The organism is Streptomyces sp. 3330, from assembly GCF_031456635.1.
In the GTDB taxonomy this organism is placed as follows: domain Bacteria; phylum Actinomycetota; class Actinomycetes; order Streptomycetales; family Streptomycetaceae; genus Streptomyces.
The window spans coordinates 377,307-392,569 of the sequence record NZ_JAVDVA010000002.1 but is presented as its reverse complement, the minus strand read 5'-3'; the positions used below and the strand labels follow the sequence as shown (position 1 = coordinate 392,569).

Sequence of the window (15,263 nt, the reverse complement as noted above, 5' to 3'; positions counted from 1 at the left end):
CGCGTCCTCAGAGGGTCCGGACCGGTCGGGCGGAGTTGCCGACGGCGACGACGTCCGCGGGAACGTCCATGGTGACGACGGCTCCGGCGCCGATGACGGCGTTGTCGCCGATGGTGACGCCGGGCAGCACGATGGCGCCGCCGCCGATCCCCACGTTGTCCCCGACGGTGATGGGCCGGGCGGCTTCGAGTTTGTCGCGGCGGGGCTGCGGTTCCAGCGGGTGGGTCGGGGTGAGCAGTTGGACGTTGGGGCCGATCTGGCAGTCCTGGCCGATGGTGATGGCCGCGACGTCCAGGGCGGTCAGGTTGTGGTTGACGAAGGTCCGGGCGCCGATGGTGATGTTGCTGCCGTGGTCGACGTGGAGGGGCGGTCGCACATGGGCCGCCGCCCGGGAGCGGTCGCGGAGCCTCGTCGACGGCGTCGGCATCGCTCCCCGAGGTCTGGGCTCCCGCCCCGGCCGGGGCCGTGCCGGCGCGGTGGCGTCGGTTCCGGCCGGGGCTGGACAGCCGGTCGGGCCCGTCGGCGGCGGCCGGGGCGACGGCGTCAGCGCGAGGTGTCCGCCGGCGGCCCGATCCGGAGTGCCCCGACCGCGGGCGGGTGTGCGCCGAAGTAGCGTCGCAGATTCCGCCGGATGAACCGGTCCCCGCTGCGCAGCAGACGGGCGCGGCCCGCCGCGGTACGTCCGAGGACGTGGTAGCGCCAGAGGTTGGCGGCGAGCAGGGGCGGCACCGCCCAGGGCAGCGCCGCGGGCAGGCCGAGGTCCCGCACACCCCTACGGCCGAGGAAGTAGCGCAGCATGCTCAGCAGCCGAGCGCGGGCCCAGGCGCTGCGCAGGCGGGCGAAGCGCGCGAAGTGCAGGGCGCTCTGAGCCTCCACGAGCGCGTTCGCCAGGGCCGGTCCGGCCGGGCCGCCGTAGCTCTGGGTGAGAAGCAGGTGGTAGTTGAGACGATGCTGGAGTCGCTCGCTGTCGCAGAGCCAGTCCTCGTCGACGCCCATCAGATGGCCGACGTACTTCCACAGATGCATCAACGCCCGCGACTCGGCACGCGTGACCCGTACCCCGAGCAGGCGCACGCCGAGCAGCTGGACCGCGTTGAACAGGCCGAGCGTCGCGGCGAGATCGGACCGGTTGACGGGCAGGCCCCAGCGGCCGGTGTCCCAGCGTCCGCTCAGCTCCGCCTGCTGGTTGACGAGAGCGTGCATGAGACGGACGTGCACGGTGAGGCGGAAGCCCGGACCGGAGCGGCGCATCGCGCCCTGGCCGGTGACCGCGGTCGCCCACTGCTGGGTCTCGGCGATCCTGCGCAGGGCCGAACCGCCGGTCAGGCCGCCGGTCTCCACCAGCAGACGAGAGGGTCCGTCGAACCGGTAGGAACCGATCAGCGCCAACTGCAGCATCACGTCGGCGGCGTTGCGGCCGAACCGGCGGGCCACCCGGCCGCCCTCGTCGACCAGATCGAAGTCGACCCAGTCCGGCACCGGGTCCACCGCGGCGAAGAACTCCCGGAGGGCCTGCGGCGGTTGAGTCACCGCGTCGATCCCGTCGGCGAGGGCGGTCCTGAACTGCCTCATCGTCACCCTTTCGGGATCCGCCCGGTCGGTGATCCGCAGAGCCCGCGCCAGAACCGCTCCTGTCTCGTCGCGCTTCGTCAGCCGCTCACCGATGGTCGCCAACAGCGCCGGGTCGACCTCGCCTTGGCGTCGCAGCAACAGCCGCAGCGGTCTGCCCAGACGGCGGTTGAGGCTCTCGGTCTGGCGAAATCGTCGCGGATACGGGGAAGGGGGCGTCGTCCCGTCACTCGGCCCGACGGAGTCCTCACGCTGCTGCGGCTCGTATGCGACCATGAGTCGATGCTGACCGCTCGTCGTACTCGCGTTCAATTCGCCGGCTGACGCCCATGTCATCGCCCGGCCGGAACGCGCGTGGCGGGCGAGCCGCTCGCGTTCCAGCGCGCCGGACACCCACGCAGGAACGGTCCCGGGCCATGGTGGGACGCATCCTCGACGCCGGCCGCCAGGTCCTGGCCGAGCACGGCTACGAGGGTGCGTCGACTGGTCGGATCGCGACGACCGCGGGGATCAGCCCGGGCTCGCTCTACCAGTACTTCCCGCACAAGGACGCCATCGTCTCGGCGGTGCTGGAGCGCTACAGCGACGCGCTCGTCTCGAGCGTCACCACCCGGCTGTCCGGGGCCTTCGAGCAGCCGGCGCCCGTCATCGTCCGCACCACCCTGGCGGCGCTGCTGGACGGACTCGACGTGGAACCGCCGTTCCTGCGCGCCGCGGTCGAACACGGGCCCAGGCTGGACGACGGCCGCGCCTTGCGGGCCTTCGAGCAGCGCGTCGGGGAGCTGGTCCACGCCTATCTCACGACGCAGCGCGGCAGCCTGCGCCCCGACGCCCCCCTCGACACGGCGGTGTGGATGCTGGTGCGCACCGTCGAGCACCTCACCGTCCGCTATCTGCTCGACCGGCCGCCCATCCCGCGGGACGAGTTCCTCGAGGAGCTCACCCGACTCGCTCTCCACTACCTCAGGCCGCCGCCGTAGGGCCTCCGCCGCGCGCCGACAGCCCCCTGCCGGGGCCACTGACACGCGGCCCCGGCAGGGAGTTCTTCACGGCGACGCGCCGACGCTCCGGTGGATCAGGGGAAGGAGGTCACCTTCGACGGCACGGTGTCCGTCCCCGAGGTCGGGGCGCCGGTGTCGTTGATGACGTGGGCGTACTGCCCCTTGCCTCCGAGGGAGATCACCTGGAGGTTGTGCATCTTGACGCCCGCCTTGACCGGGACCTGGAAGCCGTGGCGCTGCACGATCGAGGGATCGGAGGTGTAGTTGCAGTAGCTGCCCAGACCCCACGCCTCGTGCACGGCCACCGTGTCGGCGACCTTGTAGGCCGCCCATCCGACGATGCCGTCGTGTGTGATGGCGGCGGCGTTCGGGGCGTCGTACGCCTTCTCGTTCTGGAAGAAGATCGTGCGCCCCCGCTCACCGCTCCACAGGACGTCGTACTTGTTGAAGTGCTCCACGAACAGGCCGGTGGCCAGGACGTCGTCGCCGTTGACCCGGAGCCCGTAGTCGGCCCGGTTGGTCTCCCAGCCGACGCCCTCGCCGTGGTCGGCTCGCCAGATCCAGGTGTGGTCGATGACCACGTCGTCGCTGTTGACGACGACGGAGTCCGTCGCCAGGCCGGGGCCCGCGCCGCCGATGCGCACGAAGACGTCCTGCATGGTGGTCGGGTTGGCGGAGTGGTCAGCCGCCGCTCCGGCGGGACCGATCTGCAGCAGGGTGTCGGACCGGGTGGCGCCGGCGTCGATGAGGAATCCGGCCAGCCGGACGCCGTCGACGTCCGCGACGTGCAGAGCGTCGATGCCACCGTCGGGCACGATGGTCGCGAGGCCCAGCCCCAGCACCACGGTGTCGGCTCGGGTGACGTTGATCGTCCGGTCGAGGTGGTAGACGCCGGGCGTGAACAGCAGGTTCAGGCCCTGTGCCAGCGCCGTGTTGATGGTGGCGGCCGTCGCGCCGGGTTTGACGACGTAGAACTGGCTGAGCGGGAGCGAGGTGCCCGCGTTGGCGGGCCAGGACACGCCGCGCGCGTTGGTGCGCTTGGCGGGGACGAAGACCTTGTAGTCGGTGCCGTCGAGGTAGAGGAACGGCTTCTCGCGGGAGACCGGGGTGGTGTCCAGCGTGGTGTAGGGACCGGTGTCGAAGTTGGTCGCCGGGGCGCCCTGGACACCGGTGAACGTCATGTTCCACACGCCGTTGGTCCAGCCGCCGACGGAGCTGTCACGGGTGTACCACTGCTGCTGGGAGTAGGGGCCGACCGTGCCGTCGATCTTGGAGTCGGCGATGTAGCCGCCGGAGGCCCATCCGTAGCCGTTGGGTGCGAGGTTGAGGCCGCCCTTGACGTGAATGCGACGGAAGGGGGCGGCCTGGGCGACGGCCCAGCGGTCGGTGCCGTTGGACGGTGTGATCGCCAGGTTCTCCGCCGAACGCCAGAAGTTCTGCGTGGCGTTGCCGTTGAACCAGCCCGCGTCCACGGTGATGTCACCGTTGATCTGGGTGTCGTCGGGGTTCAGTCCGAGCCCGGAGATGGAGGTGTAGAAGCCGAGTTGGGCGTTGATGCCGTTGTAGGTGCCCGGCTTGAGCAGGAACTGGTAGCGCCCGGAGCCGAACTGCGCGGACTCCTGCTGGGCGAAGACCTGGTCGAACCGCTGCTGGAGGTTGGGGGTCGAAGGGTCGACGACGATCACGTTCGGGCCGAGGTCGCCGCCGCCCTGGACCGGTCCTCCGGTGCCGCCGGACGTGGTGTGGACGGCGACCCCCCAGAGCGAGTAGCCGTAGCCCGTCCCACGAGCGGTCCCGAGAACGCGGACGTGGCGGCCCGTGCCGCTGACGTCGTAGGAGGCGCGGCCGCCGGTCGCGCCGGTGACGGTCTTGAGGGTGGTCCAGTTCTGGCCGTCGGCGGAGGCCTGGAGCTGGAAGTCCTTGCCGTAGGCGGCTTCCCAGTTCAGGTCGATCCGGCAGACGTCCTGGGACGAGCCGAGGTCGACGCTCAGCCACTGCGGGTCGGCTGCCTGACTGGACCAGCGGGTGGAGTCGTTGCCGTCGAACGCGGCGGAGGCGGGGGTGCCGGCGTTCTCCGTCGAGGACGCCGTCGCGGTCCTGCCCTGCGCCGAGTCGGCGGTCGAGCAGGTACCGGGCTGCGGTGTTCCGCCGGTGGTGCCGAACACCTGGAACTCCCAGACGGAGTAGCCCCATTGCGTGGCCCGGTGGACGCCCTGCAGTCGTACGTATCGGCCTTGACCGGAGACGGCGAGCGTGTCGGTGCCGCCGTCTCCGCCGGTGACCGTGCGCAGGTCGGTCCAGGTGCCGCCGTCGGACGAGGACTGGATCTTGTAGTCCTTGCCGTAGGCCGCTTCCCAGTTGACGACGACCTGGCTGATCGTCGCGCCGGTACCGAGGTCGACCTGCAGCCACTGGTCGTCGGTGGCGGCCGAGGACCACCGGGTGCCGGTGTCGCCGTCGACGGCGTGGGCCGCGGGCGTGCCCGCGTTCTCGTTCGAGGATGCCGTTGCCGTTCTGCCCTGGGACAGATTGGCGTCGGCGGCCGCGGCCGCCGGTGGCCGGAGGGTGGGCAGGGTGATCAGCGCTGCCGTGGCGGCGAGCGCGACACCCAGGGATCTGAGTCTCATGAAGGTCCCTGCGGGTGCGTCGGGAAAGGACACGAGGCCGTCGGCAACAGACGTGGCGGTACGCCGAGATCACTGCTGCGACGCTTAGTTCACGTCTTGATTTAACTGATGAGTTCTCAGTCTCGGCAAGCCTTCGAAAGTTGAAATCTTTCCGGACTTTGTTGCGTCGTATCCCTTGACACGTTAACGCCGCACCGGCGCCCCTCCCCCGCCCGACGCCCCCGCACCCCTCCGTCCGGCGGGCTCGCACCCCGCCGTCCGTTCAAGTGTCGACGCCGCCCGCCTCCGGCGGCCCCAGGCGGCCCACCGGTGAACGGCGATGGAGAAACCCGTTCCACTTCCCGTAGAAACGGTGAAGAAACCAGGTGAATCAGTCGCGTGTTCTGGGATTCACCGGGCACCAGAAGCGATGGAGGTTGATAACTATGGTTCCCCTGCTTCTCGTTCTTCTGCTGGCCCTGATCCTCTTCGGCGCGGGCTTCGCGCTCAAGGCACTGTGGTGGATCGCCGTCATCGTGCTGGTCGTCTGGCTGCTCGGCTTCGTCATGCGCAGCGCGGGCACCGGCGGCCGCAAGGGTCGCTGGTATCGCTGGTAACCCGTCCGACCAACCGACTGTGGGCTCCGGGAACACCACCCGGGGCCCACAGTCGTGTCCCGAAACAGGACATCTCCGGGGGCACATGGTGTAGCCGCCACCTTCTTGGGCAGGTGGGCTCATAACTGGGGCCCGGTGGAGCAGCGGAACCTGCGCCTCCAACCACCGGGCCCCAGCCCGCCCCGCCCTCTCGCGCGGAGGTCGCCCCCCTCGCGCGGCGGCCGTACGCGGCGGCGGGCAGAGGCCCGGCCTTCCGGCAACAGGCTTACCCACACCGGGAGATGGGCGGCGGATGCTCCTTGCTAGGGTGCGCCGATGTCAACGATCAAGCATTTCCAGGTCACTTTCGACTGCGCGCAGCCCGAGCGCGTCGCACGCTTCTGGTGCGAGGTGCTGGGGTACGTCGTACCGCCGCCCCCGGAGGGGTTCGCCACCTGGGACGATTACAGTCGCTCCCTGCCCGCCGAGGAGAGGGACGCGTGGTTCGCCTGCACGGATCCCTCGGGCGTGGGGCCGCGACTGTACTTCCAGCGCGTTCCCGAAGGCAAAGTCGCCAAGAACCGGCTGCATCTCGACGTGCGGGTCGGCACCGGACTCGTGGGAGAAGAGCGCCTCGCCACGCTCGAGGCCGAATGCGCGCGACTGGTCGCGCTCGGCGCGGTACGCGTGCGGCTCCTGGCCGCCGACGGAGAGAACGAGTCGTGCCTGGTGATGCAGGACGTCGAGGGCAACGAGTTCTGTCTCGACTGAGCACCCGGACGGCACGGGGCGCCGCTGCCGGGGCCGGCGGCCCGCCTCGGCGCCCCGTGCGGCCGTGCGGCCGGCGGCACCCCGGCGCCGCAGCGCAGCGACCGGTCGGCCCCTCGAAGGGCGGCGGGCTCGGCCGGACGGGACGGCGGAGCGGTCGGGCCCCGTTCCGGCCGCGGCAGCCGGGATGTCCTCGCGGGCCCGCGCATAGGATCCCCGTCATGACACTGCGACCTGTTCAGGTGAACATCAAGGCTCTCGACGCCTCGGTGGTGGGCCGCTTCTGGGCGGAGGCACTCGGCTGGACCGCATACAGCCCCGGCGTGACCACCTACGTCGGACCCGCCGGTGGCCTCGTCTGGCCGGACCCGGTCGCCGTCGGCATCGACGTCGTACCCGTTCCGGAAGCAAAGACAACGACGAAGAACCGGGTGCATCTCGATCTCGCCACCACGTCCGCGGCCCATCAGGCCGAGTTGATCGAGCGGCTCCAGGCGCACGGCGCGACTCCCGCCGACGTGGGCCAGGGCCAGGTGCCGTGGACGGTCCTCGCCGACCCGGAGGGCAACGAGTTCTGTGTGCTGGAGCCTAGGGAGGTCTACCGGGACACCGGGCCGATCGCCGCGGTGGTGGTCGACTGCGAGGACCCGCGGGCCATGGCCCGGTTCTGGGGCGAGGCGCTGGACTGGAGCCTGCTGGAGGTGACCGACGAACACGCGACCTTTCGCTCCGCCAAGGGTGTCGGCCCGCATCTCGAGTTCCTCCGGGTGCCCGGTGCGAAGACCGTGCCGGACCGGGTGCACCTCGACCTGCTGCCGTATCCCGGTGACGACGAAGCGGCGGAGGTGGCCCGACTGCGCGCGCTCGGCGCCACCGACCTCGACCTCGGCCAGGGCGACGTCCCGTGGACGTGCCTGGCCGACCCGGAGGGCCACGAACTCTGCGTCCTCGCCCTGCCCTGACGCGGAGCTTCGACGACACCCCGATACGTCAAGCCCTTTGTACTCGTCCGCGCGACCGACGGCGACGCCGGACGACCGTCACCGCGGATGCCGTCACCGCGGTGACGGTATCCGCGGTGAGCACTCCGACGCGTCCGCCGTGGACAGCCGCAGACGGCAGATGGCGGCGAACCGGGCGGCCACGTCCAGGTTCCACAGCCGGACGGTCCCGTCGTTGCTGCTGCTGGCCACCGTCCGCCCGTCCGGGGCGAACACCGTGCCCCACACCGCGTTCGTGTGCCCGCTCAGCGTGGCCCACGGCCGCCGCTCGGCCACGTCCCACAGCCGCACCGTACGGTCACCGCCGCTGCTGGCCAGCAGCCGGCCGTCGGGGGAGAACGCGATGCCGCGCACCGAGCCGGTGTGGCCCCGCAACACCGCCGTCTGCCGATGCCGGCGGACGTCCCACAGGCGTACGGTGCCGTCGTTGCCGCTGCTCGCCAGCGCCCGGCCGTCCGGGCCGAACGCCACTCCGCGTACCGCGCCGGTGTGCCCGGTGAGCGTGACCGGCGGCCTGCGGCCCGTGACGTCCCACAGCCGTACGGTCAGATCGTCGCCCGCGCTCGCGAGGGTGCGTCCGTCGGGGCTGAAGGTGACATCGTTGACGAAGTCGGTGTGGCCTCTCAGGGTGACCAGAGGGCTGCGGGAGGCCACGTCCCACAGCCGCACCGTACGGTCGGCGCCCGCCGACGCGACCCGCGCGCCGTCCGGGGCGAACGCCACCGCGAACACGTCCCCGTGATGCCCGGTCAGCGTATGGAGAAGCCGGTGGGTGGCGACGTCCCACAACCGCACCGTGCCGTCGGAGCCGCCCGAGGCCAGCGTCCGCCCGTCGGGGGCGAACGCCACCGAGAACACGGCCGAGCGGTGCCCCCGCAGGGTCGCGACGGGCCGGTGCCGCGCCACGTCCCACAACCGCACCGTGTGATCGGTGTCGGCGGTCGCCAGGAGTCTCCCGTCCGGGCTGAAGGCGGACTGCCAGATCTCGGTGTACGGACGTGCCGTCAGCACTGGCCCGCCCAGATCCCACAGCACCACCGACTGGTCGAATCCGGCCGTGGCGAGCAGGGTCCCCCCGGCGTTCACTGCCACGCCCATCGTGTAGTCGGTGTGGCCGGTGAGCGTCAGCGTCTGCATGCCGCTGGGCACGTCCCACAGCCGGGTCGTCCCGTCCCCTCCCGCGCTCACGACCGTGGCGCCGTCCGGGGTGTAGGCGACCGCGTTGACGTCGTCGCTGTGCCCGGTCAGGACCGAGGTCGTCCGGCGCCGCGCCAGATCCCACAGCCGTACGGTCCGGTCCGCTCCCCCGCTGGCCAGGCTCCGGCCGTCCGGCGCGAACGCCACGCCGTACACCTCGTCGTTGTGCCCCTTCAGCTCGCCCGACGGCCGGTCGCGCACGGTGTCCCACAGCCGGACGGTCCGGTCGGCGCCCGCCGACGCGAGCGTCCGGCCGTCCGGGGCGTAAGCCAGCGCGTCGACCTGTCCGACGTGACCGGGGAAGGAGACGACGAGACGGCCCCGCTCCGCGTCCCACACCTGGACCGTGCCGTCGCGCGCCGCGACGGCGAGCGAGCGCCCCCGGGGGTCGAAGGCCACGGCCCGGGCGCCCACGGTGCTCGCGGGCAACACCCTCTTCGTGCGGTGGTCCGCCACGCCCCACAGGTGCACGGGCGCGTCCGTGGCACTGGCCGCGAGCGTACGGCCGTCCGGGCTGAAGGCGACCGACCGTACCCGCCCGGACATCGTGAACGTGGCGGTCGTCCGGCGGTCCGCCAGGCGTCGCAGAGTCACCGTGCCGTCCGAACTGGCCGTCGCGAGCGTGCGCCCGTCGGGCGCGAACGCCACCGAGTTGACCGGGCCGCGGTGGCCGCCGAGCCGGGCCGAGAAGGGCTGCGCCTGCGTGCTCAGGAGCGCGCCGCGCGCCTCGGGCGTCTCCTGGGAACGGTAGGCCTCCCCGGCGAGCCGCATCGACGCCTCGGGCTGACCGGCGGCCAGGGAGGCGGACTGCGCGGCGAGTGCCCGCGAGCGCGCGACCCGCTCCTGCTGCAACGCGTCCGAGCGCTGCCGGTACGCCAGGGCTCCGGCGACGACGGCGAGGGCCAGCAGCGCGACCAGCGTGGCCAGCGTGCCCTGCCGCAGCCGGATCTGACGCCGGGCCTGCCGCTGCCGATCGGCCTCCTCGGCCAGGCTCGCACGCAGGAACGCCTCCTCCCGCGCGCTGAGCCGGCTCCGGCCGTCCAGCTCCTCGACCCACGCCCGTACGGTGTCCAGCCGGGTGCCGCGGTAGAGGGCCGACGGATCGCGGCCCTCGCGCTGCCACTCGTCGGCGGCGTGGGCGAGTTGCTGGTGGATCAGCAGTCCGTTCCGGTCGGCGTCGATCCACCCGCGCAGCCGGGGCCAGGCGTGCAGCAGTGCCTCGTGGGCGATCTCCACCGTGTCCCGGTCCGCGGTGATCAGGCGGGCCCGCACGAACGCGTCCAGGGCGGCCGTGGCGCCGTCCGGGTCGGCCGACCGCTCCAGCAGCGCGGCCCGGCTCATCCTGCAGCGGGCCGGTCCGGTGCCGTCGGCGACGTGGACCAGGCGCACCAGGATCCTGCGGATCGTCTGCTGCTCGGCCGGGTACAGGCCCGCGAACACGTCCTCCGCGGTCCGTGCCACCGCCCCGCGGATCCCGCCGGTGCTCTCGTACCCCGCGACGGTCAGGGTGGCGCCCTCACGCCGCTGCCAGGTGGTCAGCAGCGCGTGCGAGATCAGCGGAAGCGCGCCGGAGGGGGTCACGTCCGGGGCCCGCCCGGCGTCCGGTCCGTCGCCGGGCGGCTCTCCCGGTCCGTCGCGCAGACCGGCGTCGCGCAGCAGCAGGGGGACCAGACCCGGTTCCAGGGTGAGCCCGGCGAGCTCGGCGGGCCGGGTGATCGCCTCCCGCAGCCCGGCCACCGACATCGGGGGCAGCACGAACAGTCCGTCGGTGAACACCGCTGCCAGCTCGGGAAGTTCGACGCATCGGCCGGACAGGTCGGCCCGGACGCCCAGGACCACCACGGCCGGTTCACGGCCGGATCCGTCCGCCGGGGCCGCCGGGCGGCGGGACATCGACACCGCGCACAACACCCGCACGAAGGCACGTCGTTCGTCCTCGTCGGAACAGAGCGTGAACAGCTCTTCGAACTGGTCGACGAGGAGCACCGGGCGCACCGGAGGTGGCCGTCTGTCCCCTTCCGCGCAGGCGCCGTCGTCCACCGCGCGCCGCACCGCCTCCCACAGGGTCTCGGGCCGCTCCCGCAACTGCCGGACGGTGATGCCGAGATCGCCGTCGAGCGCCTTCGCGAGGCCGGTCAGCAGTTCCTCGAGCGGATGGGCGGTCGGCGTGATCGCAACCACCGGCCAGCGCTCGGCGCCCGGCATGGGGAAGCCGCCGGGGCTTCGGAAGGCCGGTACGAGACCGGCGTGGAACAGGGACGACTTGCCGGCGCCCGAAGGGGCGACGACCATCAGGGGCCCGCCGCCGATCCGTTCGAAGACCCTCTCGATCAGGGCGGCGGTGGCCCGCTCGCGGCCGAAGAACCATCCGGCGTCCTGCGCGGTGAACGCCGACAGCCCCCGGTAGGGACAGACGGCGTCGGCCTGCGCCTGCCCGGGCCCGGCGCCGTCGCCCGGCCCGGCCCGCGCGGAGTCCGGGCTCTCCGGGTCGGCCGTCCTCCCGGGCCGCTCCGAGCCGCCGGCTCCTCGTCCCTCGGCGTTCTCAGGGTCCTTCGTCAGCAGGCGCAGCAGCCCGCCCTCGGCCTGGAGGATCTGGTCGCAGCGCCGCGCGACATCGACGGTGGCTCGTTTCGCACCCGTCTCGATCTTGCTGAGGTAGCCCTTGCTGTAGTGCGTCTGCCGGGCCATGTCGGCCAGCGAGAGCCCGCGCTGACGGCGCAGTCGTCTCAACTGGGCGGGGAAGTCCGGAACAGTTCCGTCCAAGGGTGGCGGTCCACCCCGGTCGCCGGTGTGCTGCTGCTCCCCCACCACATCCCCCGGTGTCGTGCGCGTGGACCGTGGAACGGCCGACAACCAGGTTACTGCGGCGATGTGACGGGCTATCAAGTCTTTCACCGGCGTGGCGCGAGGGTACGGCGCAAACACGGACGTCCGGAACCGCGCCGCGGTTCCGGACGTACCCCCGTGAGAAAAGCCCTACGGCCGGTTCAGCTTGATCGAGTTGACCGGCGTGAGGTCGGCCCATACCCCGTTCTGGGCCCCCATCGTGTAGTTGCAGTTCGTGCCGCCGTAGTTCAGGCACAGTTCGGCCGAGGCGCCACCGGTCTGGTTGTTGAGGACCCAGTGCCAGCCCACCTGGTTGCTCAGGTTGTGGGGCCCGTAGGCCCAGTAGATGTTGCTCGGGCTCTGGGCGGGGTCCTGGTTCTGCGGGTAGATGCAGACGGCGCCGAGCGGGCACCCGGCCCAGTCGGCGGCCGGCTTGGCCTCGGCCGTGCCGGCCAGCGCCACCATCGCCGTGGCGGCGGTGGCCAGTGCGACGGCCCCACTGAACAGCTTGCGCATGTTTCCCCCTTGCGGTCTTCCTGCCTGGTCGCAGGTCGTGCTCGGTCTCTCGGCATCAGACTGGCCGCCGGGTCCGGGGAGGTCGACGGGTTTCCCGTTTCCCCTCACGACGGCGGGCCGGGAAACCCGCCGTGATCAGCACGATCGGCGGAGAGTGGGCAACCCCGACCACAGCGCACGGCCCGGCCGCGAGGGGTGGGACCGGCTCCCTTGCCGAACCCGTGTACGCCAACGGACCGCAGGGCGTCCGGTCGGCCGACCGGACGCCCCGCGGTCCCCGCGTCAGCGGTTGTCCGGTACCGCCATCTCCCCGAGCAGCGACCAGTCGTCCTGCGGGACGGTCACGTTCACGATCCTGGGGGTCTCGGCGAGGTACGACGGCAGCTCGGCGCAGGCCGCGGCGAAGTGCGCGGACGAGACATGGGCCGAACCGGCCTCGTCGTCGCGGAACGCCTCGGTCAGCAGGTACTCGGCGGGGTCGTCGACGGTGCGCGCCCAGTCGAACCACAGACACCCGGGCTCGTCGCGCGTGGCCAGGGTGAAGGCGCGGGTGATGTCGGGCCAGTCGTCCGCGTGCTGGGGAAGGACACGGAACCGGGCGGTGATGAAGATCATGGGCTTTCCTGGAGGATGTCGTGGACGGCCGTGGGGGTGGCGACACCCCGCACCGGGGAATCGGCGGCCTGGTCAGGACCGACCATGGCACGTCCGCGCGCCCGGCCCTCGCCGACGAGCCGGTGCGCGCGGCGAGGAACGCCGGGACCGGTTCGTCCGAGGGCTCGGGCGCGACCTGCTGGTGCCGGGTGAGACTCAGGCCTTGTGCTGCATGGCCCGTCGTGCGGGATTGCCCTGTTCGGCCGCCTTGGGATCCTTCTCGCCGGACTTCGCCCGCACGCCGTCCGCGATGCGCTTGCCGATGGACTCGTCGATGTTCGACCAGTACGTGAAGGCGCGTTCGAGGACGGGCTCGGAGACGCCGTTGAGGAGATGTCCGACGACGTTGTCGACCAGGCGGTCGCGGGCGGCGTCGTCCAGGACCTCGCGCACCATGGTGCCGGGCTGCCCCCAGTCGTCGTCCTCCGGATGGGAGACGTAGGCGGCGCGGGTGATCTCCCCGTCGGCCTCCCAGCTGGGCGGGCTGCCGTACTGCGCGGTGTCGGCCGCGGGTCCGCCCTTCGAGTTCGGCGCGTAGACCGGGTCGGTCGTCTTGCGGTAGGCCATCGCGCCGTCCTTGGAGTACGTGTGGACGTCGACGACGGGTGCGTTCACCGGAAGCTGCTGGTAGTTGGCGCCGATGCGGTAGCGGTGCGCGTCGGCGTACGAGAAGAGCCGGGCCAGGAGCATGCGGTCCGGGCTCGGTCCGATGCCCGGGACCAGGTTGTTGGGCTGGAAGGCCGCCTGCTCGATCTCGGCGTGGTTGTCGGTCGGGTTGCGGTCGAGCGTCATGCGGCCGACCGGGATGAGGGGATAGTCGCCGTGCGGCCACACCTTGGTGAGATCGAACGGGTTGAAGCGGTAGCCCGCCGCGTCCCCGTACGGCATCACCTGCACGTGGAGGGTCCAGCTGGGGAAATCGCCGTCCCGGATGTGCTCGAAGAGATCACGCGTGTGGTAGTCCGTGTCCACCGCGGCCATCTGGTCGGCCTCGTGCTGCGTGAAGCATTCGATGCCCTGATCGGTCTTGAAGTGGTACTTCACCCAGAACCGCTCACCCTGGGCGTTGATCCACATGTAGGTGTGGGAGGTGTAGCCGTTCATGTGGCGCCAGGTCCGCGGAATGCCGCGGTCTCCCATCAGCCACGTGACCTGGTGGGCGGATTCGGGTGAGAGGGTCCAGAAGTCCCACTGCATGTCGTGGTCGCGCAGGTTGTTGTCGGCGCGGCGCTTCTGCGAGCGGATGAAGTGCTGGAACTTCATCGGGTCCTTCACGAAGAACACCGGCGTGTTGTTGCCGACCATGTCGTAGTTGCCTTCGCTGGTGTAGAACTTCACCGCGAAGCCGCGCGGGTCGCGCCAGGTGTCCGGGCTGCCGCGCTCTCCGGCCACGGTCGAGAAGCGGGTGACCAGGTCGGTGCGGGTGCCCGGCTGGAACACGGCCGCCTTGGTGTACGCGCTGACGTCGTGCGTCACCTCGAAGTGGCCGAATGCCCCGCTTCCCTTGGCGTGTGGCTGGCGCTCGGGGATCCGTTCCCGGTTGAACTGCGCCATCTGCTCGATCAGATAGGCGTCCTGCAGCAGGATCGGTCCCCCGGGTCCCACGGTGAGCGAGTGTTCGTCACTCTCCACCGGTGCGCCGGAATCGGTCGTGGTTGCGGGTCGGATCTCCGTCATGCTTCTGCCTTTCGTCTCACGGCTGCGACGAGCGGGCTGGTCCGGCGGCTGAGGCACGGATGTCCGCCCGGCGCGGTGGGCGGGTCGCTCCCCGCCCCGGCTCGGGGCGCACGGCCACACTCGAGTCGTCCCCAGCGATCTCCTGGTGACGACGTTCGCTCTCCGTGAGCCGCGTGACCCGCAGCGGCCGCGGTAAACGTCTTCGCCGCGAGGAGGGCGGGGTGCTGCTTCCGGGCCCGATCGAATCCGGCCGACCTCGTGCACCCGGTCCCGAGCCGCCCCCAGTCGGACCCGGCCGCCGCATGAACACGGAGAGTGACGATCACTACCAGATCAGGCACCAGTAGCCGTCGAACGTGCCGATGCCGATGCGGTCGGCTTGCGGCACCAGGTCCGGGTCGGGGTTGCCCAGCGCCGACAGGGAGCAGGCGGGGTCGCCCACCGCTCCGGCGGCGGCCATGCGCCGGGCGGCGGCCTGAGCCGCGGCGGACGTATACCAGAGCGTCGAGGCCGCCGGACTGCTCCCGGTCGTCGGTGACTGGGCGGGCGCGGGGGTGGACGACGGTACGGGCACGGGGGCCGAGGACGGTGCGGCCGGGTTCGGCGTCCCAGAAGGTCTGGGCGCGGTCGGCGCCACGTGCGGTGCGGACACGGTCGACCTCGACGTCGGCGTCGGCGTCGGCGTCGGCAGTGCCATCGACGTGCGCGACGGCTGCGACTGTGCGGGCGTCTCGGACCGCTGTGGTGGCGGCTCCGGTACGGACGGGGACGGCGTCGAGGGGGCGCGACCGGCCGTCCCACGGTCGCTGGGACGCGTGGGCTGCCCGGCCGTCGGCGTGGCGGACCCGGCCC

11 protein-coding genes and 1 pseudogene are annotated in these 15,263 nt (G+C 71.8%); 4 read left to right on the top strand and 8 right to left on the bottom strand.

Annotated elements, in window-relative coordinates:
* Positions 1-7 precede the first annotated feature (7 nt).
* Both J2X68_RS05190 and J2X68_RS05185 read right to left on the bottom strand, forming a co-directional pair.
* Positions 8-388, bottom strand: a pseudogene (locus J2X68_RS05190) (sugar O-acetyltransferase); the annotation flags it as partial.
* A 155-nt stretch (positions 389-543) separates the two neighbouring features.
* Positions 544-1,845 (bottom strand): oxygenase MpaB family protein, encoded by a 1,302-nt coding sequence (locus tag J2X68_RS05185; RefSeq protein WP_310431230.1) that lies wholly within the window; start codon positions 1,843-1,845, stop codon positions 544-546.
* Positions 1,846-1,985: 140 nt separating this feature from the next.
* Here J2X68_RS05185 and J2X68_RS05180 point away from each other — a divergent pair, with 140 nt between their 5' ends.
* Positions 1,986-2,549, top strand: coding sequence for a TetR/AcrR family transcriptional regulator (locus J2X68_RS05180; RefSeq protein WP_310431229.1), 564 nt, complete (start codon positions 1,986-1,988; stop codon positions 2,547-2,549).
* Positions 2,550-2,644: 95 nt separating this feature from the next.
* Here J2X68_RS05180 and J2X68_RS05175 read toward each other — a convergent pair whose 3' ends face one another.
* A complete protein-coding gene (locus J2X68_RS05175; RefSeq protein WP_310431228.1) occupies positions 2,645-5,197 on the bottom strand; it encodes a discoidin domain-containing protein in 2,553 nt (850 codons plus the stop codon).
* A 425-nt stretch (positions 5,198-5,622) separates the two neighbouring features.
* On the opposite strand from J2X68_RS05175, the gene J2X68_RS05170 reads away from it, so the two are divergent.
* From J2X68_RS05170 to J2X68_RS05160, 3 genes are all read left to right on the top strand, one after another.
* Positions 5,623-5,793 carry a hypothetical protein gene (locus tag J2X68_RS05170; protein WP_020131495.1) on the top strand — a complete coding sequence of 57 codons (171 nt, stop codon included), beginning with the start codon at positions 5,623-5,625 and terminating at the stop codon, positions 5,791-5,793.
* Between the two features lie 315 nt (positions 5,794-6,108).
* A complete protein-coding gene (locus J2X68_RS05165; RefSeq protein ID WP_310431227.1) occupies positions 6,109-6,543 on the top strand; it encodes a VOC family protein in 435 nt (144 codons plus the stop codon).
* 218 nt (positions 6,544-6,761) lie between these two features.
* Entirely contained in the window at positions 6,762-7,502 is a 741-nt protein-coding gene (locus tag J2X68_RS05160) for a VOC family protein (protein WP_310431226.1), read from the top strand.
* A gap of 93 nt (positions 7,503-7,595) precedes the next feature.
* On the opposite strand, the gene J2X68_RS05155 is transcribed toward J2X68_RS05160, so the two are convergent.
* From J2X68_RS05155 to J2X68_RS05135, 5 genes are all read right to left on the bottom strand, one after another.
* On the bottom strand, positions 7,596-11,426 hold the full coding sequence (locus J2X68_RS05155) for a DNA-binding protein (RefSeq protein WP_399039353.1): 3,831 nt from the start codon (positions 11,424-11,426) through the stop codon (positions 7,596-7,598).
* Between the two features lie 288 nt (positions 11,427-11,714).
* Positions 11,715-12,080, bottom strand: coding sequence for a hypothetical protein (locus J2X68_RS05150; protein ID WP_310431224.1), 366 nt, complete (start codon positions 12,078-12,080; stop codon positions 11,715-11,717).
* Positions 12,081-12,362: 282 nt separating this feature from the next.
* Positions 12,363-12,695 carry a putative quinol monooxygenase gene (locus tag J2X68_RS05145; RefSeq protein ID WP_310431223.1) on the bottom strand — a complete coding sequence of 111 codons (333 nt, stop codon included), beginning with the start codon at positions 12,693-12,695 and terminating at the stop codon, positions 12,363-12,365.
* Positions 12,696-12,890: 195 nt separating this feature from the next.
* Positions 12,891-14,411, bottom strand: coding sequence for a catalase (locus tag J2X68_RS05140; protein WP_310431222.1), 1,521 nt, complete (start codon positions 14,409-14,411; stop codon positions 12,891-12,893).
* Positions 14,412-14,736: 325 nt separating this feature from the next.
* Positions 14,737-14,985, bottom strand: coding sequence for a hypothetical protein (locus J2X68_RS05135; RefSeq protein ID WP_310431221.1), 249 nt, complete (start codon positions 14,983-14,985; stop codon positions 14,737-14,739).
* Between the last annotated feature and the right edge of the window lie 278 nt (positions 14,986-15,263).